Annotated in this window: 24 protein-coding genes and 1 pseudogene; 11 read left to right on the top strand and 14 right to left on the bottom strand. The window is 62.5% G+C overall.

The window, feature by feature from the left end:
- Positions 1-11: 11 nt before the first annotated feature.
- Genes K426_RS03095 through K426_RS03120 form a run of 6 tightly spaced genes read right to left on the bottom strand, consistent with a single transcriptional unit; the run spans position 12 to position 8,714 of the window.
- Positions 12-1,229 (bottom strand): MFS transporter, encoded by a 1,218-nt coding sequence (locus K426_RS03095; RefSeq protein WP_197672749.1) that lies wholly within the window; start codon positions 1,227-1,229, stop codon positions 12-14.
- On the bottom strand, positions 1,226-4,327 hold the full coding sequence (locus K426_RS03100) for an efflux RND transporter permease subunit (protein ID WP_066553606.1): 3,102 nt from the start codon (positions 4,325-4,327) through the stop codon (positions 1,226-1,228). The genes K426_RS03095 and K426_RS03100 overlap by 4 nt, the downstream gene beginning before the upstream one ends.
- A gap of 4 nt (positions 4,328-4,331) precedes the next feature.
- Positions 4,332-5,321, bottom strand: a complete 990-nt coding sequence (locus K426_RS03105) for a hypothetical protein (protein ID WP_066553608.1) — start codon at positions 5,319-5,321, stop codon at positions 4,332-4,334.
- Positions 5,318-6,706 carry a TolC family protein gene (locus tag K426_RS03110; protein ID WP_066553612.1) on the bottom strand — a complete coding sequence of 463 codons (1,389 nt, stop codon included), beginning with the start codon at positions 6,704-6,706 and terminating at the stop codon, positions 5,318-5,320. Before K426_RS03110 ends, K426_RS03105 begins: the two co-directional genes overlap by 4 nt.
- Positions 6,703-8,043, bottom strand: a complete 1,341-nt coding sequence (locus K426_RS03115; RefSeq protein ID WP_066553614.1) for a sensor histidine kinase — start codon at positions 8,041-8,043, stop codon at positions 6,703-6,705. The genes K426_RS03110 and K426_RS03115 overlap by 4 nt, the downstream gene beginning before the upstream one ends.
- Positions 8,040-8,714 carry a response regulator transcription factor gene (locus K426_RS03120; RefSeq protein WP_066553615.1) on the bottom strand — a complete coding sequence of 225 codons (675 nt, stop codon included), beginning with the start codon at positions 8,712-8,714 and terminating at the stop codon, positions 8,040-8,042. The genes K426_RS03115 and K426_RS03120 overlap by 4 nt, the downstream gene beginning before the upstream one ends.
- 538 nt (positions 8,715-9,252) lie before the next feature.
- On the opposite strand from K426_RS03120, the gene K426_RS03130 reads away from it, so the two are divergent.
- From K426_RS03130 to K426_RS03155, 6 genes are all read left to right on the top strand, one after another.
- Positions 9,253-9,840 (top strand): carboxymuconolactone decarboxylase family protein, encoded by a 588-nt coding sequence (locus tag K426_RS03130; protein ID WP_066553617.1) that lies wholly within the window; start codon positions 9,253-9,255, stop codon positions 9,838-9,840.
- A 34-nt stretch (positions 9,841-9,874) separates the two neighbouring features.
- Complete coding sequence (locus K426_RS03135; RefSeq protein ID WP_066553620.1) at positions 9,875-10,711, top strand: NAD(P)-dependent oxidoreductase; 837 nt, start codon at positions 9,875-9,877, stop codon at positions 10,709-10,711.
- A gap of 487 nt (positions 10,712-11,198) precedes the next feature.
- On the top strand, positions 11,199-11,750 hold the full coding sequence (locus K426_RS03140; RefSeq protein ID WP_237229912.1) for a TetR/AcrR family transcriptional regulator: 552 nt from the start codon (positions 11,199-11,201) through the stop codon (positions 11,748-11,750).
- The gene (locus K426_RS03145; RefSeq protein WP_066553627.1) at positions 11,747-12,928 is read left to right on the top strand and encodes an efflux RND transporter periplasmic adaptor subunit; all 1,182 of its coding nucleotides are present in this window, start codon (positions 11,747-11,749) and stop codon (positions 12,926-12,928) included. The genes K426_RS03140 and K426_RS03145 overlap by 4 nt, the downstream gene beginning before the upstream one ends.
- A gap of 10 nt (positions 12,929-12,938) precedes the next feature.
- On the top strand, positions 12,939-14,141 hold the full coding sequence (locus K426_RS03150; protein ID WP_066553630.1) for an ABC transporter permease: 1,203 nt from the start codon (positions 12,939-12,941) through the stop codon (positions 14,139-14,141).
- Positions 14,134-14,829 carry an ABC transporter ATP-binding protein gene (locus K426_RS03155; RefSeq protein WP_066553633.1) on the top strand — a complete coding sequence of 232 codons (696 nt, stop codon included), beginning with the start codon at positions 14,134-14,136 and terminating at the stop codon, positions 14,827-14,829. The genes K426_RS03150 and K426_RS03155 overlap by 8 nt, the downstream gene beginning before the upstream one ends.
- Before the next feature lie 153 nt (positions 14,830-14,982).
- Here K426_RS03155 and K426_RS03160 read toward each other — a convergent pair whose 3' ends face one another.
- The 7 genes and pseudogenes from K426_RS03160 to K426_RS03185 all read right to left on the bottom strand — a co-directional run bounded on the left by K426_RS03160 (position 14,983) and on the right by K426_RS03185 (position 20,600).
- Positions 14,983-16,044 (bottom strand): rod shape-determining protein, encoded by a 1,062-nt coding sequence (locus K426_RS03160; protein WP_237229913.1) that lies wholly within the window; start codon positions 16,042-16,044, stop codon positions 14,983-14,985.
- Between the two features lie 31 nt (positions 16,045-16,075).
- Positions 16,076-16,358 (bottom strand): annotated as a pseudogene (locus tag K426_RS30125) (IS3 family transposase); the annotation flags it as partial.
- A 71-nt stretch (positions 16,359-16,429) separates the two neighbouring features.
- Positions 16,430-16,912, bottom strand: coding sequence for a hypothetical protein (locus tag K426_RS03165; RefSeq protein WP_066553640.1), 483 nt, complete (start codon positions 16,910-16,912; stop codon positions 16,430-16,432).
- On the bottom strand, positions 16,912-17,739 hold the full coding sequence (locus tag K426_RS03170) for an FAD:protein FMN transferase (protein ID WP_066553644.1): 828 nt from the start codon (positions 17,737-17,739) through the stop codon (positions 16,912-16,914). The genes K426_RS03165 and K426_RS03170 overlap by 1 nt, the downstream gene beginning before the upstream one ends.
- Before the next feature lie 2 nt (positions 17,740-17,741).
- Positions 17,742-18,290 (bottom strand): FMN-binding protein, encoded by a 549-nt coding sequence (locus K426_RS03175; protein ID WP_066553647.1) that lies wholly within the window; start codon positions 18,288-18,290, stop codon positions 17,742-17,744.
- A 12-nt stretch (positions 18,291-18,302) separates the two neighbouring features.
- Entirely contained in the window at positions 18,303-19,220 is a 918-nt protein-coding gene (locus K426_RS03180; protein WP_066553655.1) for a DUF6662 family protein, read from the bottom strand.
- A gap of 18 nt (positions 19,221-19,238) precedes the next feature.
- Positions 19,239-20,600, bottom strand: coding sequence for a porin (locus K426_RS03185; RefSeq protein WP_066553658.1), 1,362 nt, complete (start codon positions 20,598-20,600; stop codon positions 19,239-19,241).
- A 308-nt stretch (positions 20,601-20,908) separates the two neighbouring features.
- Between K426_RS03185 and K426_RS03190 the strand changes: the two genes are divergently transcribed.
- From K426_RS03190 to copD, 3 genes are all read left to right on the top strand, one after another.
- On the top strand, positions 20,909-21,295 hold the full coding sequence (locus K426_RS03190) for a hypothetical protein (protein ID WP_145907166.1): 387 nt from the start codon (positions 20,909-20,911) through the stop codon (positions 21,293-21,295).
- 227 nt (positions 21,296-21,522) lie between these two features.
- Complete coding sequence (copC, locus tag K426_RS30130; RefSeq protein ID WP_082748388.1) at positions 21,523-21,918, top strand: copper homeostasis periplasmic binding protein CopC; 396 nt, start codon at positions 21,523-21,525, stop codon at positions 21,916-21,918.
- The gene (gene copD / locus K426_RS03195; RefSeq protein ID WP_237229915.1) at positions 21,855-22,835 is read left to right on the top strand and encodes a copper homeostasis membrane protein CopD; all 981 of its coding nucleotides are present in this window, start codon (positions 21,855-21,857) and stop codon (positions 22,833-22,835) included. The genes copC and copD overlap by 64 nt, the downstream gene beginning before the upstream one ends.
- An 81-nt stretch (positions 22,836-22,916) precedes the next feature.
- Here the strand turns inward: copD and K426_RS03200 are convergent, their stop codons facing one another.
- The gene (locus tag K426_RS03200; protein WP_145907170.1) at positions 22,917-23,309 is read right to left on the bottom strand and encodes an MFS transporter; all 393 of its coding nucleotides are present in this window, start codon (positions 23,307-23,309) and stop codon (positions 22,917-22,919) included.
- A 101-nt stretch (positions 23,310-23,410) separates the two neighbouring features.
- Here K426_RS03200 and K426_RS32375 point away from each other — a divergent pair, with 101 nt between their 5' ends.
- Together K426_RS32375 and K426_RS03215 are read left to right on the top strand one after the other, a co-directional pair.
- Entirely contained in the window at positions 23,411-23,689 is a 279-nt protein-coding gene (locus K426_RS32375) for a MerR family DNA-binding protein (RefSeq protein WP_066553674.1), read from the top strand.
- The gene (locus K426_RS03215; protein ID WP_237229917.1) at positions 23,686-24,024 is read left to right on the top strand and encodes a YnfA family protein; all 339 of its coding nucleotides are present in this window, start codon (positions 23,686-23,688) and stop codon (positions 24,022-24,024) included. The genes K426_RS32375 and K426_RS03215 overlap by 4 nt, the downstream gene beginning before the upstream one ends.
- Positions 24,025-24,060 lie beyond the last annotated feature (36 nt).

A 24,060-nucleotide genomic window follows, 5' to 3' on the forward strand; every position in this document is an offset into this window, starting at 1 on the left:
CCGTCCGCAAACTAACTTCCGCCCACTCGTCGGGCAATCATCAGCAGACTGCCTGCTACCAGAACAAACATCGCCCCGACCAGGAACGTGGCAGCGGACCCGATTGTTGACCAGAGCACGCCTGCCAGCAAGCTGGCGAATAGCATCGCAATCCCAGTTGCCAGATTGAACAGGCCAAATCCTGAGCCACGCAAATGCTCAGGCGTTGCGTCCGCCACTAACTTGGCAAGTATCCCTTGAGTCAGTGCCATGTGCGCGCCCCACAGGGCGATGCCGGCGAACGCTGCGAATAGCCCAACCCCGAACGCCAGCATGAGGTCTGCGAGAATGAGACACACGAGTCCCCAGGCCATCGGCCATGCCGAATTCACCCGATCTGCAATCGCGCCCGCGGGATAGGATCCCAGTGAATATACGAGGTTCATCACCACCAGTACCAGCGGCGTCCAAGCCAGCGGTAGTCCTTCGCCGTTGGCTTTGAGTACGAGAAAGGATTCACTGAACCGGGCAAGTGTGAATACTACTCCCACCGCCACGACCATCCAGAACCCGCGGTCGAAGGACTTCAGTTCCGCCAGTCTGAGTGGCGGTGGCTTTGCCATGCCCTGCGTCTTTCGTTCGGCCTCGCCGACGCCGAAAATCACCAGCAGGACCGAGAGCAGCGCCGGTATCAGTGCAATCCAGAAGATCGCGCGCATATTGTCGGCCAGCGCGAACATGAGTGCGATGGCGGCCAGCGGTCCCAGGAAAGCTCCGACCGTGTCGAGCGCCTGACGTAAACCGTAGGCTCGTCCCCGAATTTCAATCGTGGTTACGTCGGCAACAAGCGCATCGCGCGGCGCACCGCGCAGGCCTTTGCCGATCCGGTCGGCAAACCGTGCACCAAGCACCGGCATGGGGCCCGTAGCTATGGCAAAGAGTGGCTTGGATACCGCCCCAAGCCCATATCCCAAGAGAATGAGAGGCTTCCGGCGTCCGATCCGGTCCGAAATGTAGCCCGAGAACATTTTGGTGATTGATGCGGTCGACTCGCCGATGCCATCGATCAGGCCCACAAGGGCGACGCTGGCGCCGAGCGTCGTGGTCAGGAACACCGGCAAGAGCGCGTGAATGATCTCGGATGATAGATCCATGAACAGGCTGACGAGGCCCAGCACCCAAACCGTGCGGGGAATTCCGACCCGAGCGTCGGCCAGGGTGGTTGTCGCTGCAGGGCCGGTTTCGCTCACGACGCCAAGTCCGGCGCGGGCAAGGGCTGCCCAGTCCGCGCATGCTTGCCGAACCGGAGAATCAGCGCTGGGAGGAACAACAGACTCATGATTGTCGAGGTGATGAGGCCACCGAGAATGACCAGTGCCATCGGTCCCTGCACCTCGCGACCAGCCTGACCACTTTCGAGCGCCAAAGGCAGGAGGCCGAGCGCCGTGACCAGCGCAGTCATCAGGATCGGGGTTACGCGCTCCTCGGCTGCCCTGAGGACAGTGGCGATGCCAAAGGCTTCGCCCTCTTCGCCGACCAGGTGATCGAGATGCGAAACCAGCAAGATCGCATTGCGCGCGGCGATGCCAAACAGCGTGACGAACCCGACCAAAGCACCGAGCGACAGCACGCCACCTGTCAGTCCAACCGCGACGACACCACCCATCAGCGCGAATGGAGTGCCGGCGAGGATCAGCGCGGCCGACCGCAATCCGCCGAAGGCGAGAACCAGGAGCCCGACGATGGCAACCGCGGCGATGGCCACGTTGAACATGACCTGGCGCGTTGCAGCGGCTTGCCCCTCGGCAACGCCGCTGTAGGCAAGCGTCACCCCGACCGGCAGCTTGACGTTGGCCGCGATGGCGGCGCGCGCATCGCGGCCAAAGCCCGCAACATCGGAGCGCGTCGGATTGAGCGTGACAACCTGGCGGCGCTGGCCGCCTCCACGATTGACGCTGCTGCGGCCCTCTTCGAGATTGATCCTCGCCACGTCACCCAGCCTGACCGACGACCCGTCCATCGATCGCACCAGTATGTCGCGGACGCTTTCGGGATCGCGGCGCAATTCAGGGGGCAGAATCAGCGCCACATCGGTCACCCGGTCGGCTTCGGCAACCTGCCCTGCAACATGGCCTTGATTGGCTATCTCGATCGCGTCGTTGGCGTCGGCCGGGGTAACTCCGTGCGCAGCCATGCGCGCCGGATCAAGTTCGATGGTCAGCACTGGCGTTCCCGGCGGCGACTTCACGCGCACGTCCGCAGCCCCCGGAACCTTGGCGACAACCGCGGCCACTTCTGTTGCGACGCGATCGAGCGTGTCGAGATCTGCACCATAGATGCTGACCGCAAATTGCGCCGTTTCGCCCGAAAGCGATTCGCCAATGCGGTCACCCAGAAAGGTGAGTGTTTCTGATTGGAGCGATGGATAGTTGCTCAGCGTTCTGCGGATGGCTGCCAGGGTAGCCTCCTGGGACCGCGCGCCGCCAGATTTCAGTTCGACATGCATTTCGCTCTGGTTGGGCGGGAACGGATCTTCGCCGGCTTCGGCACGCCCTATCTGCTGCTCCACCGTAGCAACGCCCGGTATGGCCAGGAGATCGCGCGAGAGCCGTGTTCCTGTTTCGCGCATCCAGCCTATTGACGCGCCGGGAGGGCCGTTAACCTTGAGCACGTAGTGGCCTTCACGAAACGCTGGCAGCAGTTCGCCGCCAAAGACCAGCAGGCCAATGACCCCGACGATGCCGGTGATGGCGGTGACACCCAGCACAAGCTTGGGCCCGCCGCAAATCCGGGTCAGATAATTCCTGTGCCAGGCCTTGGCGCGCGCAAGCAAAGCCGGTTCGTCGTGAGGCGTGGTGCGAGACAGCAGCAGGAAGGCAAGCGCCGGGGTCAGGGTGATCGCGACGGCGAGCGAGGCCAATACGGCAAGCAGGATCGCCAGCGCGAGCGGCGAGAAAAACGCGCCCTGCAGGCCGGTGAGAAACAGGATCGGCGCGATGGTCAGCGCCAGCACGTAGGTCGCGTAAACCACGGGCGCGCGCACTTCAACGCTCGCCGCGGCAATGATTGCCCGGCGGTCACCGCCCTGCGTTCCGCGCAGCCGGCGCACGATATTCTCGACATCGACAACGGCATCGTCGACGACAACGCCGAGCGCAACTGTCAAACCTCCAAGCGTCATGGTGTTGATCGTCTGGCCCAGAAGGTCGAGCACGATCAGAGCAGCAATCAGCGACAGCGGGATGGCCAGGAACGCGATCAACGCGATCCGCATGTCACGCAGGAAGGCCATCAGGATAAAGCCGATCATCGCTGCGCCCACGGCTAGGTCGATCGACATGCCATGCAGCGCAGTCTCGATGAAGTTTGCGGGGCGATGGAGGGCGGGATAGACTTGCACCCCCTGCGCGGCGAGAGAGGGGCGCAGGTCCTCGAGCGTCCTTTCCACCGCGCGCGTCGCTTCGAGGGTGTTAGCGCCGTACTGGCTGAACAGCGAGACCAGCACGCCGGGGCGGCCCATGATGAGCGCGTCGCCCATCTGCGGCCCGGCCACCAGGGTGATGTCGGCGACGTCGCGCAAGCGAATTGCCGGCCCACCGCCACTGGCAATCAGTGCATCCCCCAGTGTCGAGGCATCGATGCGTCCGTTGGTCGGTCGTATGAGAATACGCTGGTTGGCTGTCTCCGCAAAGCCGCCGCCGCGAACTGTTGTAAGCGCCGATACCGCCGCAGAGACATCCGCCAGCGAGATTTGCCGGGCAACCAGTGCTTCGGGTCGCAAGCGCACTTCGAATCGCGATTCGGCCGAGCCATAGATCACCGCGCCCGCAACGCCGCGTGTTGCCAGCAGACGCGGCTTGAGGGTCCATTCAGCGAACGCCCTCAGTTGGCGCTGGTCAAGCCGGTCGCTGACCAGTCCAATCTTGAGCATGTCCATTGTCGAGGAGGTCAGCGGCGAGAGCGCGGGCGTCGCCACGCCGCTCGGTAACTGGCCCGAAACCCGAACCAATGCCTCAGCCACGACCTGCCGAACCCTTAACGGGTCCGACCCTTCCTTGAAGGTCACCCGGATGATCGACAGGCCCTGAGCCGATTCCGAGCGGACGGTTTCAACTCCGTTCGCCCCGTTGATGGCGTTTTCAAGCGGGCGGGTCACCAGAGCCTCGACCTGCTCGGCGACCAGGCCGGGGGATTCGGTCTGGACGGTCACTTGTGCGGGAACGAACTCAGGAAACACATCGTAGCGCGCACGCTCGACCACGACGATCCCGTAAGTGAGCAAGATGGCAGCAAGACCAAGAACCAGCCAGGCGTTGCCTACGCACCAGCGAACAACCCGATCAAGCATGGCCCTAGTCGTCCCCGCCAGAGGACTGCGCCGGCCGCGTTTCGAGCGCGAGCAGTCCAGCACCGCCGTGGACGACCACGATCTCACCCGGTCTCAATCCGCTGAGTACCAGCCAGCCTCCGCTGACGGGCACGGGTTCGACCAAGACTTCCCGCTCGAACTTCGCGCTTTCGCGGTGGTAGACCCACATCTGTCCCTGATGCCGCACAATGGCATCGCGCGGAACGAGAACGCCCGAAACCGAAGCGCCGGATGCCGTCTGCACGGCAAGCACGCGTCCGGCGAGAGCCTGACGGACGGCAGGGCCGGTCACGACCGCAAGCACTCCTGCCGACTGTAGTTTGCTGTCGCTCGCGGCTGCCGGCCCGAGCACCCGGACGTCGACCGAAACCTCCCTGTCGCCGATTCGGACAACCGCGCCAGCACTGAGCAGAACCCCCGGCACGTCAATCCGGACCAGCGCAGCATCACCACTGGAAATTCGCGCGACGAGTTGGTGCACGCCGACATCGCCGAGCCTTGCAAGACCAGGACCGTATTCCAGCCCGATCCGCTGCCGAGCAAGTCGTAGCCGGGCTAGGTCCGCCCCCGCCTGCGCCTTCGCTGTCTCGACCGCGCGGCGCGATGCGCTGACATCGCTGCGATAGAGCATATCGAGACGCGCAGCTTCAGCCTGCGAGGCGGCAGCGGTGGCGCGCGCGGTGTCAATCTCGGCAACGATGGCGGCCAGCGTGCTGGCATCGAGCCCTCGGGCAAAGCCGCCGGCCTGCTGCGCCCCGGAATATGCGGCGAGCGGCGCCTCAACGATCCCGAGTCGCTGTCGCAGTGCAGGATCGCGAACCGGATCGGGACTGGCCGCCGCTACGGACTTGTTGCGATCCGCTTCAGCCGCATTCTCCCCAAGTTCGCCCGTCAGATAAAGGGTAAGCGCGAGGATCGATGCGCCCGCTGCCGCGCCCATGGCGACCAGCGCCGCTCCCTTGCCGCCGCTCACGATCCTGCTCCCACAATCAGTGTTTCCGGTCCCGAGAGCGGGCGCCGCAATGCTTCTTCCAGCGCCGCATCGGCGGATAGAACCCGCGCCAGGGCGTCGAATTCGGCGAGGCGTGCCACTTCGAGCCCGCCTTGCGCCGCCGCCCAGTCGCTGCGATCGATCGCCCCCGCCGAGAGTTCGTGGTCGGCTTGCGCGGCAAGCTGGGCTGCGATGGGAAGGTCGAGCCCGCGCGCCTGCGCCAGCGCCCGGCGCGCGGCCGCAGCCTCGGCCACGGCCTGATCGATCCCGGCGACCGCACCGGCGTAGAGTGCCTCGAGTTCGGCACCGGCTTGCGCACGGCGCGCTTGCGCTGCGGCAATCGCGCGCCGGTTGAGATCGAGCGGCGGTAACGCCAGCCCGATGTTGAAGGGAATCTTCACCAGGCCGTGGTCCCAGGTAAACCCCGGACCAATGCTCAGCGCGGGGTATTGCTTGGCGACTTCGCCCCGCAGGTCGAATTCGGCCTGATCGTAAAGGGTCATTGCCTTCAGCAGATCGGGGCGTCCTAGCAGTGCCGCAGCGCGGCCTGCGGCAGAAGAGGCAACGGTCGGCGCAGGTGTTTCAAGGCCGGGCCAACTCGCAGCCAGCGTACGCACCTGCTCAAGCGGCAGTCCAAGCGCCGAAGCAATCTGGACGGTTGCGGCTTCATGTCGAGCCTGGGCCGCCGCGACCCGAGTGCGCGCATCGGCCAGATCGATCCGTGTACGTTCGAGTTCGGCGCGCGATGCCTCGCCCTGCGCGACCCGCCGTTCAAGAATGGTGAAGCGTCGGTTCTGAAGGGCCTCCAGGCGCCCGGCGATGGCGGTCTGCCGATCCGCCACCAATTGCTCGGCAAGCCCCCGTACCAGCGCCATCCGGGCGGTCCAGATCGCATCGGCCAGATCGTAGCGGGCGGCTGCAACCGCAAGCTCGGCTGAGCCGATGCGCGCTGCCCGACGCCCACCCAAATCCAGTGGGATGTCGGCCGCGATGCCAAGCAGCCATGGCTGCGAGTCGGCACCGGCATATTCGCTGCTCAGCGTCATGGTAGGGCCGCCCGGTGCATGCGCCGCCCGACCGGCAGCTTGCGCCGTCGCCACCCTGGCGCGGGCTGCGGCGATTGCAGGATTGTTTGCGAGGAGAACGTCGAACAGGACGAGCCTGTCGGGCCGCGCCGGATCGCAAGGGGCACTGGGTGCGCGAGCACGGCAAGTTGCTGCTGCCGTGCCGAGATCGATGGTGTGGGAGGCAAAGCGCGTCGCTGTGTCTGCGACACTGACCGGCTTCGGCGCGTACCGGACGCAGCCTGAAATCGCGAGGGCGGCAGCTACGGCACTGGCCGCCTGAAGCAGGCTGCGCCGGCTCACGCGACTATCCGCCGCGGAAAGCGAATTTCGGCATAAAGGCCCGGACGGGCGTCGGCGAGCGTGAAGGACGCATCATGGGCCTGCGCCACAGCCCGGACCAGGCTGAGCCCAAGGCCGTATCCGGACGTCGCGCGCGACGCTTCAAGCCGCACGAAGCGTTGTTGCACCCGCTCACGCTCGGCCGCGGGGATGCCCGGACCATTGTCGCTCACCGCGACAAGCGCCCCGCCGTCGTCAAGGCGAACCTGAAGACCGATCCGTGATCCCGACGGCGTGTGGAGCAAAGCATTCTCGACGAGATTGATCAGCGCCTGCGCAATCAACTCGCGATCACCGGAAACACGCACTCCGGCGCCCACGGCGACCTCGAGAATGTGCCCTTCATCCTCAGCCAAAGGAGCTAGAGTTTCCCCGAGTTCATGGACCAGCGCCGATAGATCGACTGGCTTGAAATCGCGGCGCAGGCTGCCTTCTTCGACCTCTGATATCCGCAGGATCGCGCCGAACAGCGACAGCACGCCATCGGCCTGGTCCACGGCTTGATCGACCGACGCGGCCGTGGCTGCGCCGCCGCGCATACGCTCGAGATGATTACGCAGACGCGACAGTGGAGTGCGCAGATCATGCGCCAAATCAGCCGAGACCTGCCGCAGGTTCGCGATCAGACCCGCGATCCGGTCGAGCATGGTGTTGAGCGAAAGCGCCACGCGGTCGAACTCGTCGCCTGCCACGCCAACTCTCGCGCGCTGCTGCAAGTCGCCGCCGATGATGGCGCTGGCAGTCGCCTCGATGCTTTCAAGACGACGGCGCAGATATCGGGCGAGAAGGACGGCACCGCCTAGTCCCAGCAGCAACAGGGCGAGAACCGCACTCCCGAACATCGCCAGGATGGTGTGATCCATCGCCTTGAGCGATTCGAGGTCGGCCGCCACCACAAGTCGGTAGCTTCCCGGCAGTGCCGTCACTTGCGCACGGGCTTGCTCACGCCCTTCGCCGGGATCTTCGAACACGATGTTGTGCCAGCCCGGCGGTGCGAGCGGGATCGCGAGATTGCCTGCAATTCTCTCTCCCCTGGCATCGAACAGAGCGGTCCCGAGCCCGATCGGGCGGGTTCGTCCCTGCTGGTCGAGCGCGGATTGCACGCCTCTGACCCCATCATCGTGATATTCGATCAGCAGCGCGTTAGTCGCTTGCTCGATCCGGGCATCGATCTGCCGGGCAAAGGCCAAATGGGTCGCGGCGTAGACGCCTACGCCCAGCAGCAGGGTTGCCGCGGCAAAGGTCATCCAGCCCAAGAGCGCGATCCGGTTGGCGGCGCTGCGGCGAGCGAACATCATGAAGCCCGGACCCGGTAGCCAGCACCGCGCGTGGTCTCGATGAGGTCGGGAAGACCGCCCTCGTTGAGCTTGGCACGCAGCCGGCTCATGTGGGTCTCGACGATCTTGGTCTGCGGATCGAAATGGAAATCCCAGACCTGCTCAAGCAGCATGGTCCGAGTGACGTATTCGCCGCCCTGACGCATCAGAACTTCGAGCAGCCTGAATTCACGAGGCTGGACGGTCACGAGCCGCCCGTCGCGCCGCACCTCACGCGCGATCAGGTCGATCTCCAGAGGCCCTGCCCGCAGCTTCGTGGCGATCCCGCCTTGGGCATTTCGGCGGCCGAGGGCCTGGATCCGTGACACGAGTTCTGCGGGCGCGAACGGCTTGAGAAGATAGTCGTCGGCACCGGCGTCGAGACCGTCCACGCGGTCCTCGATCCGCCCGAGCGCGGTGAGCATCAGCACCGGCGTAGCCACGCCGCAACCGCGCAGGGCCTTAAGGAGCGTCAGCCCGTCGAGTTCCGGCAGCATGCGATCAAGAATGATGACATCCCACGTCGACGCGCGGGCAGTCTGCAAGGCTACCTGTCCTCTGCCTGCTGACGTCACGACATGGCCCAACTCACCGAGACAGGTCTCGATGAACTGGACCGTATCGACATCGTCTTCGGCGAGAAGGATGCGCATGCTGCGTTTTGTACCCCGAACCATTGTTTGCCGCGGGTCGCGGCAGTCCAATGCTCTCTCCATAGCCGCGTCGCGTCGGCAAAGGGGGATACAATTCCGTAACCAGGCCTTTTAGTTTGATCTCGGGCCTGTCCGCGATGTCTGAAATTTACGCATGAACACCATCGTCAAAATGCCGAATCTGCAAGTGGTGCGCTCTATTCACGCGCCTTTTCGATCGCGGCCACCACATCCACCAGTTGCTCCCTGAGCCCGAGGATAACTGCGGCCAGAACAAGGTCCGGGTGATCGGCACGGCAGTTGCTCAGCAGAGCCTGCGCAGCGTGCTGGGCTTCTGCAACTCGCCCCAGATGAATGCGCCGGAAGCCTAAATCCAGTTCACGCCGGGTCTGATCATCGAGGACGGCGAAGTCACGGTGGAATCAACCGAAAAGTCCTGCGCACCTATATGCAGGAGTTTCACGACTTCATCGCCCGGGTGCTGTAGCCTTGCCCAAGGACGCCTGATTCCAAGCCAGGCACGCGAGAGGAAACCCAGATGAGCAGCGGCGCCGATTTCAGCGACAGGGTCAGCTCGAGGGTCGAGATCGGATATCCCGATTTCGCCACACTACCTGCACAGGTGAGAGAGAAGTTCGAAAACCTGCCCACCAAGGTGAATTTCTTCCGGATGATGGGCTACAGCCCGGGCACTTTCGTCGAGATCATCGATCTCACGAACGCGATCTTCAAGAACCTGACGCTGAAGGATTACCACAAGGAACTGCTGGTGCTGAGCGTCGCAGCTTATGCCGATGCCACCTATGAATGGGAGCAACACGTCTCCGTCGCCCAAGCCGCAGGGGTTCGCGAGGAGCAGTTCGTCGCGATTGCCGAGGCGCGCCTCGACGACCGGGATGCATTCGTCGAAGATGAGCGCATACTGCTGCGGTTCGCGCATGCCATCCTCGACAAGGGCAAGGCTCCCGGCGTCCTGTTCAAACGGGCGCTCGACCACTTTTCGGTCCAGGAACTGGCGGACGCGATGATCGTCATTGGATACTACCGGATGCTGTCGGGCTTCATCCAGACCTTCGACCTCCCAATCGATCCGCAGCAAGACGGCACCTGGACGAAGGGCCTGTAACAACCCTTGTTGCACTGTCAGTTAGGAAGAACTCATGGGCAAGAAAATAGGTTTTGTCGGCCTCGGCACGATGGGGTTCCCGATGGCGGTCAACCTCAAGAACGCCGGCTTCGAGGTCATCGGCTACGATGCGTTCAAGGGCGTCTACGAGAAGGCGCACGCAGCCGGCCTGACAATGGTGGATACCTTGCGCGAGGTAGCTGACCAGGCCGACGAGGCGATCATCTCGATGGTGCGCGACTATGCGCAGAACGTCGACGTGATCCTGGGAAACGAGGGCCTGCTGACCGCTCATTCCAAAGGCAAGACGATCGTTGTCATGAGCACTCTCGATCCCGAATCGATGAATGAGCTGGGGAAGAAGGTCGAGGACGAAAGCGATTTCAAACTGATCAGCGCTGCGGTCAGCGGCGGTCATACAGGGGCTGAAGCGGGCACGCTGTCGATCATGACTTCCGGCTCGAAAGCTATCGTGGACGCGTGCCGCCCCTATTTCGAAGCGATGGGATCGAACATCTTTTTCTACGGCGAGAAAGCGGGCAACAGCCAGGTGGCCAAGCTGGTCAACAACATGATCCTGGGCATCAACATGAACGCCGTGGCTGAGGGACTGAAGCTCGGCAGCCACTACGATTTGCCCCAGGAGGCGTTGTTCGACCTGCTCAAGGTGAGCACGGGCGACAGCTGGGTAGCCAGGAACTGGGACGACATCGCGGAATGGACCGCTGATACCGCGCTGGGCGTCTTGCTCAAGGACTTGAAGGCCGCTCACAACGAAGGGATCAAGCACAGTGTCGCCTTGCCCTTCAACGCCCTCTCATGCGTGTTCTTGTTCAATGCGATGGGCAAGGACAAACCTGACGAACACTGATCCCTAATGGCCAACGTCGAGGCGGGAGCGCCATTCAAGGGGTGCCCGGTCCGACTCAGCGACGCCGAAGTCGATGCCGCGTTCGAGCAGACCTGCCACTAGCTCGAGCTCTGTGTGAATGCGCAGCTGGTGCTTCTCTTCAAGACCATGAATTGCAGAAGCTGCACGCAGAGCTTGCGCAGATCGGTCGGCTGGAAGGTTGGGGTCCACTGCTTGGCAGCATCAACTCACACCTCTAGGCTCGCCCGATGAGTAGTTGTGGTTGTAGCCCGCATCACCTCTCAGGAAGACATCGACAGTGGCTGACCCGCAGCTCCCGTAAATGCGATAGTGCCGCGCTTCGAAGTAGACGTCGTCCGCATCTCCTCTGAACATGTTGCGCGATAGGCGTGATGGCGAAAAGGAAAGTGACCAATCGCTTTCTTTGTGGCAGAACGCTCACATGAACCGCCCTTATCTCTCTGCCAAAATTCGCCGGGTTGGGGCCGTGGAAGCCGTCATTGAACTCGCGGCGGACAATGATCCGGCCACGATCACGACCGGCCAGATTGCATCGGCCATGGGCGTATCGCAGGGAGCACTGTTCCGTCATTTTCCGAACAAGACAGCAATCTGGACAGCCGTGCTCGAATGGACCCGGGCCGAATTGGACTGCCGGTTCGATGCGCTCGATGCCGGCCGACCTCTGGCCCGATTGGAGGCGATATTGGCCGCGCATGTTGATTTCGTGATCGCCAGTCCCGGCGTCCCGCGTATCCTGTTCGGCGAACTTCAGCGCGCTGGCGAGACGCCCACCAAGGCCATCGCCCGCGACCTGATGGCCGGATACCGCGCCAGAGTGGCGCGCGAACTTTGCGCCGCGCGCGATGCTGGTGAGATTGTTGAAGGCACCGATATCGAGGCGGCGACCGTGATGTTCCTTGCCATGGCCCAGGGCATGGTCATGCAGGCACTTGCCGCAGATGATTTTTCGGTCATGCCCACACTTTCGCGCCGCCTGTTGGGTCTTTTCCGACAAGGTTTGGGAGCCGCCTCATGAAGATATCCTTGCCACAAAGCCGAAGGGTTTGGATGCTGCTGGCCGTGCTTGTGCCGCTGGCGCTTCTGCTCTTCTGGGTGGCAATCCGTTCTGGTCCGCTGGCCGCGGTCAAGGTCACTGTCGCTCAGGTGGATGAGCGCGCGATAACGCCGGCCTTGTTCGGAATTGGCACGGTTGAGGCGCGCTACATCCATAAGATCGGACCAACCGCGCCGGGGCGAGTCGCGCGCATTGCGGTCGATGTCGGGGACCGGGTGGAAGCCGGGCAGTTGCTTGCCCTGATCGATCCCATCGATCTGGACCAGCGCATCGTCGCGGCATCGGGCAGTGCCGGCCGTTCAGCGGCACTCGAGCAGGCGGCAACCTCGCAAGTGGCGGATGCCAGCGCGCGGCTTGCCCTGGCACGAAGCGAGGCGGCGCGCGGCGAGGAGCTGTTCCGGGGCGGATGGCTGACCCGTGCGGCCCTCGATCAACGGCGGCAGTCCCTGGCAGCAGCCGAAGCCGGTCTCGCCGCCGCGCAGGCGAACCGGGCCGCAGCCACGCAGGATCGCGGGCGCACCGGGGCGGAACGCGCGGCGTTGCAGGAGCAGAAGACCAATTTGCGCCTGGTCGCGCCCAAGGCCGGGCTGGTCGTCCGCCGCCTGGCCGAACCGGGGACGACCGTAGTGGCAGGGCAAGCCGTTGTCGAAATAGTCGATCCGGCGCATTTGTGGATCAACGCACGGTTCGACCAGACTCGCGCGGGCGGCCTTGCCGCAGGCTTGCCGGCGCGCATCGTGCTGCGCTCGAGGATCGACGCGCCCCTGCGCGGCGCTGTCCTGCGGGTCGAACCTGTCGCCGATGCCGTGACCGAGGAGGTGCTGGCGAAGGTGGCATTCAACGGCCACACGGCGCACCCACCCATTGGCGAACTGGCCGAAGTGACGATCAGCCTTCCGTCGCGACAACGCACGCTCGCGTTACCGAACGCCGCTGTGCATCGAACAGGGGGCAGAGTCGGCGTCTGGGCCATGCGTGACGGCGATCTGGAATTCGTGCCTGTGCGCCTTGGCGTGGAAGATGCAGATGGCTGGGTGCAGGTGCTGGAAGGGCTGGCGAAGGGCGACCGCGTAGTCGTCCACAGTGCCCGGCCTCTGACAAGCTCGAGCCGGATTTCCGTGGTCGAAAAGCTGCCGTGAAGGTGCCGCGATGATCAGTCTGGCCGGACGCGACATTCTGCATGGCTGGGGCAAGTTCGTGCTCACTGGTTTCGGGCTAGGTCTGCTGATCGGCGTCACCCTGTCCATGGCGGGCGTCTATCGCGGGATGATCGATGATGCTCAGGCGCTGCTCGACAACAGCGGCGCGGATCTATGGGTGGTCCAGAAGGAAACGCTTGGCCCCTATGCCGAACCGTCGAGCCTGAACGAGGATACCGAGCGCCCGATCCGGGCGATGGCCGGCGTCGACCGCGCGGCCGGCGTTACCTATCTCACCATGCAGATCGCGCACCGGGGCAAGGATGTGCGGGTCATGGTGGTGGGGGCGGAAGTTGGCCAGCCGGGCGAGCCGGGCCAGCCGCCGCACCTCCTTGCCGGGCGCCGGATCGTGCGGGGACATTACGAGGCAGTGGCTGACGTGAAGACGGGCTTCGCCATCGGTGACCAGGTGAAGGTCCGGCGCAACACCTATCGCATTGTCGGCCTGACCAGTCGGATGGTCTCGTCCGGTGGAGATCCGATGCTGTTTCTCTCGCTCAAGGATGCGCAGGAGGCTCAGTTCCAGAAGGACAGCGATGCCATCGTCCGCCAGCGCGCGCGCACGGCTGCAAGTCCGGTGCTGAACCCGCCGGGCAATCCGGCCGTGAGCGAAGCGGTGAATGCCGCACAGGCCAGTAGCAACAATGTCAACGCCGTGCTGGTGACCGTCGCGGCCGGTGCCGATGCCGAAGGCGTCGCCGCCGCGATCCGGCGGTGGCAACGGGTGACCGTTTATACCCGCGCGCAGATGGAAGAGATCCTGGTCGACAAGATGATCGCCACTTCGGCGCGGCAGATCGGAATGTTCCTGGTGATCCTCGCCATAGTCAGCGCCGCCATCGTCGCCTTCATCATCTATACCATGACCATCGGCAAAATCCGCGAGATTGCCGTGCTCAAGCTGATCGGCACGCGCAACCGCACTATTGCAGGCATGATCCTGCAACAGGCGCTGGGGCTGGGCCTCATCGGTTTTGCCGTCGGCAAGATCGCCGCGACTTTCTGGGCACCGTTCTTCCCCAAATACGTGCTGCTGCTGCCGTCCGATGCCGTCCGGGGATTTTTCGCGATCATGGCGATCTGCGCGTTCGCCAGTCTGCTTGCCATCCGTGCGGCACTGAAGGTCGATCCTGCGGAGGCGATCGGTGGCTGAAGGCATCCGCATCGAGAACCTGGCCAAGACCTATGGCAGCGGCGACACCGCCGTTCATGCCCTTCGCGGCGTCAATATGTCGGTTGCCAAGGGTGAAGTGGTCGGCCTCATCGGACCATCGGGTTCGGGCAAGAGCACCTTGCTCAAATGCCTCGGCGCCGTGATCGAGCCGACATCCGGACGCATGACCATCGGCGATACCGTGATCTACGAGAATGGCTGGAAAGTGGACGATCTGCGCGCGCTTCGCCGCGATCTTATCGGGTTCATCTTCCAGGCGCCCTATCTGATTCCGTTCCTCGATGTGACCGACAATGTGGCGCTGCTGCCGATGCTGGCCGGCAAACCCAACGCCCAGGCGCGCAGGGAGGCGCGCGACCTGCTGGAGGCGCTCGACGTGGCGCACCGTGCTGCGGCCATGCCATCGCAGCTTTCCGGTGGCGAACAACAGCGCGTCGCCATTGCTCGCGCGCTCGTAAATCGGCCTCCGGTAATCCTGGCCGATGAACCTACCGCCCCGCTCGACGGGGTCCGCGCCTTGGCAGTGGTCAAGCTGCTTAATGACATGGCCCGGCAATTCGATACCGCGATCATTGTCGTCACGCATGACGAGAAAATCATCCCGACCTTTGGACGACTGTACAACATCCGCGAGGGCATAACTGTCGAGGAAACGGCAGCCGCATAATTCGCCGCGCAGGAAGGCGTTCAGTTTGCGGTCCAGAGAAGGTTGGAACCGGGTCGACTTCCCCCCGCCAGTGGGCCGCAGCAACCCTTCCGCCAACGAACGGGACAACAACAAGCAAGCAAAAATCATAGCTGCCAGCAAACGCCTGCATACTTAATGCGCGAGCGCCCTTTGCAGACCGCGTGCCACGCAATGGGCGTGGTTGTCAGCCACCGTCACAGACAGCCCCGTGACGTCGACAATGGCCCGACCGACAAGACCGATTTCTGCGCTTCCACCGGTTAGGACAATGCCGCCATCGTGAATGTCTCGGCTCAGTTCGGGCGGTATCTGACTGAGAAGGTTCAGCACCATTGCGGCAATTCCCGCTACGTGCTTCTCCACGACCGGATGCAAGTCGCTGACGGGAATACTGATTGCGCCAGGCAGGCCGTTAGCCAGATTACGGCCCTTGATCCGGATAGAGACGCTGGCGTCTACTCCATCATGAAACATTTCAACCAGCTCGCGCTTGGCCTTCTCTGCCGTACTTGCGCCGATGAGGAACTTGTGACGGAAATGGAGATGGTCGGAAATCGCGCCATCCAAGGCATCTCCGCCGCCGCGAAGCGATGCCGTCGCGCAAATCCCGCCAAGCGAGAGTATGGCTGCTTCCGTGGTGCCTGCTCCGCATTCAACGATCATGGTGCCTTGGGGCAGCTCGATCGGAAGGTCTGCACCGAGCGCAGCCACAAGTGGTTCTGCGAGCAACTGGACTGATCCGAGGCCAGCGTCATTCGCAGCTGTAAGCAGAGCGCTGCGTTCAGCGTTGGTTGCATCGGCAGGAACGCCAATGATTGCGCGGAAGGAGCGCAGCCGACGTTGGCCGACGCTCGACTGCACGGCATAGGCCAGATAATCACGCGCAGCAGCGATGTCGCTCAGAACCCCGCGTTTGAGCGGACGGGCGACCATCATCGCTCCGGAGGTCCGATCCAGCATGGACCTGACAGCAGAACCTGCGGCCACCAGTTCGCCACGATCAGCCTGCCCCATAAAACAGCACAGGGATGGTTCGTCGAACAGAATACCGCCGCCGGACGTTACGATGCGCGTGTTCGCTGTGCCAAAATCGATTCCGAAATCGGGCTTGCCCATGCCTTGAAACAGTCTTTTCATTTCATCTTGGTAGCAGTTGAGGCTTGGAATGTCTTCCGGACGCAGTTTGTACAGCATCTGAAGCGTCCCGGGTTTACCAGAGGTAGTTTCAATTGGGTCGCGATACCATATCGAGGGTCTCGTTGGCTGCATAGTCGTTGGCATCGGCTTCGGCCGGCCGGATGTGTCCGGTGGGGCCGAACAGGCGATGGTGGTTGAACCAGTCGACCCCAGCGCAGGGGCGCCATTTCCACGGCTGAGATGCCGAGCCATGACCGTTGCCGCCAGATGACCCCGGCCTTGTAGAGGCCGTTGATCGTCTCGGCCAAGGCGTTGTCGTAGCTGTCGCCGACGCTGCCCGCCGAAGGCACAAGATTGGATTCAGCCAGGCGAGGCAGTTCATCGGCGGGATTCCGGAACATCGGACCAAAAATCTTTTTGCCGAGTGTTGCCATACCCCAATCTATGCCTGACTTTCGTTGCGCCAAGTGCCGCCAGCTCTCCGGCGACGCACGAGCAGGCCATTGAGATAATGCCAAACAAAGATAGCCGGCAAGACGAGGCCAACGATCCAATGTACCATGCTGGTCCATTCGCGCATGCTGTCGTCGCCAACATAGTAGAGCATGTACCCACTGGCGACGAGCACGGCCAGGACCGCGCACAGGGCAACACCCGCGACACGCTGATGCACATGGTCCCAGCCCTTGGGGATATGTGCGACGAACATCCCGCCAATGCCGAGCAACACAGGGATCAGGACCAACCCATGGAGCTTCATCATCCAGGGTTCGAGCGGATTGATCTCTGGTCCAAACTGGCCTTCCTTTTGGCCAAAATAGTGCAGCAAGAGCCAGGCCCCGCCACTCAGCCATAAGCCCGCGCCGCCCAGGCTGACGAGCCAGATCTGCCAGCCCGCAAGTCGAGCCGTGCGGCGATGGACCATCAGGCGGCCTTTCCAAGGTCAGATTGGGGGAGGATGTATCCACCGTAACGCTTGATCATTTCCTGCGCCGTTTCTGGGCAAGCGATTGCAACCTTGGTCAGGGCATCGGCCATCACGCAGCGATCGGCGATGACACTGACCCGGCCTGGTACTGCTACAGGTGAGCGGCCGGCACCGATGTGCGGAGTATGAACACGGTCCAGTCGCCTGCGGCGGTTAGCAAAATTGGATGAGCTGGCGATGGCGCAATCGGCAAGGGCAATAGACGTGCGAACAGCGCCATCGCCATCGCGCAGTTGCACTACCCATTCGCGGTCCCCGTACATCCGCAGGTCACCGCCAGCATTGACCAGCCCCTCCATGGCTCCAGCCGACTGTAAAGCCGCGACTGCCCGATCAACGGCAAAGCCCTTGGCGATCCCACCAAGGTCGATCAGTATCGCCTTGTGGCAGCGCACGCGGCGGTCATCGAGAATTTCAATGTCTGCCGAGGTGCCCGAATGGCGAGACCACATTGGGCCTTCCGGTCGCGGCAGGAATCCGGAGCGGACCAGTTCCCGGCCGATTGTCACATCGAACAGACCGTTCGATTCCCTGTGGAGATCGAGCGCGATGCGCAGCACTTCAACCGTCTCGGACGCGACCTCGACGGTCATGCCGGGGGGCGCCTTCCTGAGAAGCGCCAGATCGCTGTCTTCGGCATGAAAGGACATGCGCGCATGAACCTCCGCGATTGCCGCGAAGGCACGGTCCACCGCACCTGCCGCAGCTTCCGGAACGGATATCTCGACCAATGTGCCGAGCAGAGGCTTGCATCGGGTCAGCAAGCTTACCTCGCCTGAGCCAAGGCGACGGCGTGAATGGCGAGAAGGCGCTTCACCCCATCAGTGACGTTGCGCGACGACAAGGTGGCGCCGGAAATGTTCGGTATGTCCTGATTGAGCTTGAACTTGTCGCGCACCGTCTTGCCCCGGAAAAGGCCACGCCACCGTGCGTCGCGCACTTGACCGCCCTTGCTCTCGCGATAGCTCAGGATTTCGACGCCCAGCACATGGCCATCGGGCGAGATGCCAGTGGCATAAGTGATGTACTCGTGCTTGCCGATCACCTCGTCGACGATCACCCAGCCGAGCAGCCTGCCGCCGACGGCGGCGCGCCACACGCGCGGTTGGGCTGTGCGCTGCGGGACGCCGGAAATCTGACGGATCTGCGCAAGCTGCGCCGGGGAAAGGGCAACAGGAAATGGCGTGAAAGCATCCGCTTGCGGCACGAGGATATGCTGGGCCTCGGCCACAGTCAGGTAATCGGCGGCGACCGCGCTCGATGAGGCCGCAAGCACCGGCGTGGCGAACATACTTGCCCAGTTGAATCTTGTCATCGCAAGCTCCTGTCAGAAGTTCATGCCAAGTTTAAGCCGAAACTCGTTCCTGGTCTTCTCGATCAGGTGCAGATTGGTGTCGGTCTGCCCGTTATAGCGCTCGCCGCCGCCCTTGATCTGCGGAAACCAGGTGAGCGTGGCCCAGAATTTCTTGCCGCCATAGTGGATCGTCGGGCCGGCAAACAGCGACCAGCGCTCCTGGCCGACCTCGGTCTCATATTCCGATGTATATTGAGTCTCAGCACCGATGAACCAGTTCGGCGCGACACGATAAGTGAGGCCCGTGCCGGCGCTGAGTTCGATTTCCATTTCGGGTGTGGTTGGCCAGTCGAAATCGGCAGGCAGATTGGCAATTGGTGCACGCTTTTCATGCCCGGCCTTGAGGCCGAGGTTGCCGACCCAGACGATCTGGCCCTGGCGGAAATATTTCTGCGCAGCCAGTACGACCCTGCCTTCATATTCCGTCTTGCGCTGGCCGCTATGCGGGTCGAGCCGCTTCCATTCGACCGAGGTGATGACGGCGAGCCCAAAATCGTCGAGGGCTGGACTGAGGACGTTGAACTTCGATTTGAGTTCGAGACCCGAAAAACGCGGCCCCTTGTCGATGGGCGCCGGGAGATAGCCATCGATCAGCAAGCCATGGGTGTCGATGGTGAGGAAGCTCGCGGCGGCCGACACGGTGATCCTGTCGGTGACGCCGTATTCACCTTCAATCTCGGTATCGATCGCGCGGTAAGTGCCTTGCCCCTTGTCCGAGCGCAAGGTGTTGAACACATAGATTTCGCCCGAGCCCTTCGGCAGGGTTTCGGCGCCGGTGTTGTAGCCGAACAGGTTCTCGTCAGCATGGGCCACGCCGGGGAATGCGGTGGCAGCCCCCAGAGCCAGGGCGCAGAAAAACAGGCCGCCAGAGCGGCTGGAAAATGGACGCATTTGAGATCAACCTGATTGTTAGAACATGTAGCCCAGACCAAGATTGATCCGGTCGTTGTCCTTGTTTTCGAAGAATTTCTGGTAATCGACCTTGACCACCACTTCACGCAGCGGATGGAACGAGAGGCCCGTCGTGAGCACCCGGTCGCGGTTGGCCAGATCGGACATCAGACCCAGCGGCAGGCGCGCCTGCGTGTCGAATTTCTCATAGCGGACGAACGGATCGAGGGTCGCAGTGCCCCCGAGTGCAAAGCTGTAAGCGCCCTGAACATACCAGCCATAGAACGCTGAAGGAGCGACCGGCAGTTCGGTGCCGTTGGTGTCGTTGAAATTTTCGATCACGGTGCCCAATGCCGCCGACCGGCTGATCGTGCCGCGCGCATAAAGTGCCTGAAGGTCGAGGCCACGATGCTGCCAACGACCGTGAACGTCCCACAGGGTGACGCGGGAAGTAATGCCCGAAAAGTCTGGCAGGCTGTGGTCGGCCTTGAAGTCAGCATTGTTGTGGGTGGCATTGCCGGTGAAGACCGCGCCGCCGATCAGCAATCCCGGAATACCCTGATATTCAAGCGAACCGTAGAACGAGAGGCTTGAAGCCTTCGCGAGCTGGAGCTCCTGGTGCGATCCTGCCAGCGGAGCGCCAGGATCATCAAATTTGGCGACATCGAAGCCGGTCGTTACCCCGACATCGTAGCTGAGCCCAAATGGCGTGCTGCCATAGAGGCCCATCCCGCCCTCGCGCCATGTCGAAGGGATAATGCGCGTTTCGACTTCGTTGCGCTCGACGCCATAGAAGACCGGCGGCTCGTGATTGCGGTTGAGGAAGCCGAATGGCATCAGGAACAGACCGGCCTTGAGGTTCGCCGCTTGGCTGAATGAGTAGTCGAGGTAGGCCTGCTCAATTGCGACCTCGCCCTGGTCGCCCGAACTGGCAACGGCATGCTCGACCTCGATTTCGCTGTTGAAGCTGAGTTTGTCACTGAAGCGATGGCCGACAAACAGCACCAGGCGCTTGAGGTCGGCCTGATTACGGCTGCTGTCCTTGAGATACCCATTGTAGGTAATCTCGCCATAGCCGCCGATCGTCGTGTCCCCGCCACTGCCTTTGCCGACACCGACGGTGTTGGCTGCAACAGCCGTGGGCGAGGCAGTCGCTCCAGAGGCCTTACTCGTAGATTCCGCCAGGGCCGCAGGAGGAGTGGTCGGTGTCGCAGTGGCCTGCAAACGGGCCTCGACTTGTTCCAGGCGCGCAGCTTGTGCCGCGAGTTGCTCTTTTTGCGCCGCGATCTGCGCCTTCAGCAAAGCGACTTCCGCTTCGAGGGAGGTCTGATCGGCAAGGGCCGGTGTTGCGGTCGACAGGGCCGTCGCCGCCAGAAGCATTCCAAATTTCCGCATAGGTCCCCCGATTCGTGTGACGGGCCGCTGCTACATAAAATGCGAATGGTTCGCAATAGCAATTTACTAAGGGGTGATAGATCGGCACTGACGTTTACCTGACCCCAGTCGGCATTCCCGCCATCCGGGTCCTGACTCCGAATTGGCTTTCCCGGCGCGCATCGCAGACCCTTCAGCGTCGGCGGGCCTCGCCCCGTCCGCCGGAGATGAACGCCAATCATCTCCGCCATTCAGCCATCATGCAGAGCAATTGTATCAAACAGTCGCAGGGGCCTGATTGGAAGGAGCGCATCGTGAAACGAAATTTGGTTCCCCTTGTCGGAGCGGCCGCATTTGCGGCGATGGCACCGACTGCGGCTTTCGCGCAAAGCAGCTGGTCGATCTCGATCGGCTCGGGTGGCGGCTATTATGGCACCCCCTATTACAACGGCCATTCACGGCACGATGACGAGCATGAAGAGCTCGATGCTGAGCACGGCGACGTTCATGATCAGCTCGACGAAGAGCATGCCGAAGCACACGAACAGGGGCTGACGCCCTGGGAGCATGCACAACTGCACCGGCAATTGCGATACGAGCACCGATACGGGCACGATCAACTCGATCGTGAACATGACGGATGGCATCGTCGCGATTGGCGACGCCGTTACTATCCCCGCTATGGCTATTATGGCTATTGAAACGCAGAGACGACGGGCGTGAATGTGGTGAATGTGCCGTCGACGTTGATGGCACCAGAGCCGACACTTGGCTTGGCCCGGGTTGGACGAGGAATTCCAACCCGGGCTTGTTGACCTGCTGGAATAGCGTTCCAGCGTGCGCCTCGATCCGCCATTCGCGCTCTAACCAACCCGCCGCGAGGTACCGAGCCTGGTCCAGTTCGAGCGCTTTCGCGAGGAGAAGCAGAATGATACCGATCCGAACCATTGCGACGTCACTTGCCGCTATCGCCGTTGCTGCGGCCACTCCAGCCCTGGCACATCCACGACTGTTGCGCGCCGTGCCAACGCAATCCGGAACTGCTAGCAATGTCCGCGAAGTTCGACTTACATTCAGCGAGACGTTGATCGCCCCGCTTTCCGGCTTTGATGTAGTGATGACCGGCATGCCTACCCCGTCACCATCAGGGAAACACATCGCAATGAAGGTGAGCGGGATCAGGGCTTCCCTTGCCCCGGATCGCAAGACGCTGAGAGCATCGCTTGCCCGCCCCCTTCCGGCTGGCAGATACGACGTCAATTGGCACGCGGTTTCGACGGACACGCATCGGATTTCCGGCAAGATATCCTTCACGGTCCGCTAGACGTGGGCCTTGAGGCGATACATCTGGTAAGCGGGGCGCTCTATGCCGACCTCGGGTTGCTCTTCGGTGCCCCGCTGTTCGCGATGGTGTTGGCCAAGCCTCACGCCGAGCCATTGCAGCGGGGAACTCTCGCGGTTCTGGCGGTGACCGGCTTGTGCCTGAGCCTTGCAGGATTTGCCCTAACTGCGGCCGCGATGGGGGGAACCAGCGTCATCGAAATGGATCCCGATCTCTTCACATTTGTGGTGACCGGCACTGCGGTGGGCTGGGCGTTTCTGGTTCGGCTGGCCGCTCTGGTCCTGATCCTTGTCTCCACCGCAATTTCAACGAGCAGCACGACCACGAGACCCATTCTCGTTGTAACTCTGGCGGCTGTTTCTGTGGCGTCCCAGGCTTGGTCAGGGCATGCGGCAGCATCTGATGGCGCGGCCGGATTAGTCCGGCTCGCTGGGGACATCGCTCACCTGTTGACCGCGTCAGTTTGGCTGGGCGCCTTGGTGATCCTGCTCCGGCGGCTTTTGGCGAAACTGCCGCAGGACGAGGAGCATAGAATTCGGACATGGCAGATGCTCGCCAGCTTCGGCAGCGTTGGAACGATTGTCGTCGCCACGTTGATACTAACGGGACTTCTGAACGCGGCTTTCTTGCTCAGGCCTGTCGATCTGCGCCTGCTGCCATCCACACAGTATGGCCAGTTGCTGCTGCTCAAACTGACGCTCTTTGGAGTCATGCTCGGCCTTGCGGCGCTGAACCGCTTCAGACTTTCGCCCGCGCTTGCGCGAGCGGACAAGGCAAGCAATGGTTCTGCAGCCGTGCTCGCATTGCGTGTGAGCGTCGGGTTGGAATTCACTCTCGCCGGCGCGATTCTGCTACTTGTTGGATGGCTAGGGACGCTCGAGCCGACGTTCGGGGGGTGAGATGAAAGGGCAACCCAGCCCGGATTTGGCAGGCTAACGACGTAACCGGACTGAGTGGACGCCGCTTTTGCAAATCCGCCTTTATGTTCCGACGCGGATCGCCACCACTCGTCGGGCCAGGATCAACAAGGCTGCAATTGCTGCGAACCCGCCACCGACGATAAATGTTGCCGACGGTCCGGCATAATCCCACAACACCCTCGCGAGCACACTGGCCGCCAGCATAGTGATTCCGGTTGCCAGATTGAACAGGCCAAAGGTCGCCCCTCGCAATGCCTCGGGAGCACGTTCGGCGGCGAGCTGGGCCAGCAATCCCTGGATCAGCGCCATTTGCCCGCCCATAGCGCGATCCCAGCAAATGTGCCGATCAGCCCCAGCCGCGATGCCTTCTACAAGTTCAAGTACCTTGAAGAGCAAGCGGCGCCATGCGATGCCTTCGCCATGCCGATGTCGATCAGCCAGGCCGCGCGTCACGCGGGATGTTCCACGCCGACGGTCCGCTATTACGAGGCGTCGGCCTCATCGCGAACGCGGCAAGGACCGCTGGCAGGCGGAGTAGTTATGGCTGACCCGATGTGAAACGCCTGCAATTCGTTCGCCACGCGCGCGATTTTGGCATGTCGATCGATCAGACCCGCGAATTTCTGGTTCCCGAAGCCGATGGTCCCGGAGGATGCATCAAGGCTCGCGAAATCGTCCAGCAGCGCATCGACGAGGTCAAGGAGAGGCGGTTGGAACTTGCCCGTCTCGCGGCCTCGCTCGATGCCATGGCCAGGCGCTGCGATGCCACCTGCAGTCCGTCGCCGGCGTTACCGTGCACGATCTTCGAAGACATCGCGGACGCTGCTGCGTGAAGCTCTGGGCAATCTACGCCGCAGCTGCCTTCTGCGAGATCGCGGGCTGCTTTGCCTTCTGGGCCTGGCTGAAGAATGGGAAGCCGGTTCTTGTCGCCATTCCCGGGGTGGTGGCGTTGGTCGCGTTCGCGTGGCTGTTGACACGGGTCGATGTCACCTACGCCGGGCGCGCCTATGCCGCTTACGGCGGGATCTACATTGTCGCTTCGCTGGTTTGGCTCGGCCTGGTCGAAGGACAGAAACCAACGGCAACCGATATCCTCGGCTCCCTGATCTGCCTTGCCGGCGCTGCAGTCATACTCGCCGGTTCAAGCGCCCTTACGGCTGGAAAATAGCGACTTCGCCCAAAGACAATGCAACACGACCCGCTG

It is taken from the genome of Sphingobium sp. TKS (assembly GCF_001563265.1).
Lineage (GTDB): Bacteria > Pseudomonadota > Alphaproteobacteria > Sphingomonadales > Sphingomonadaceae > Sphingobium.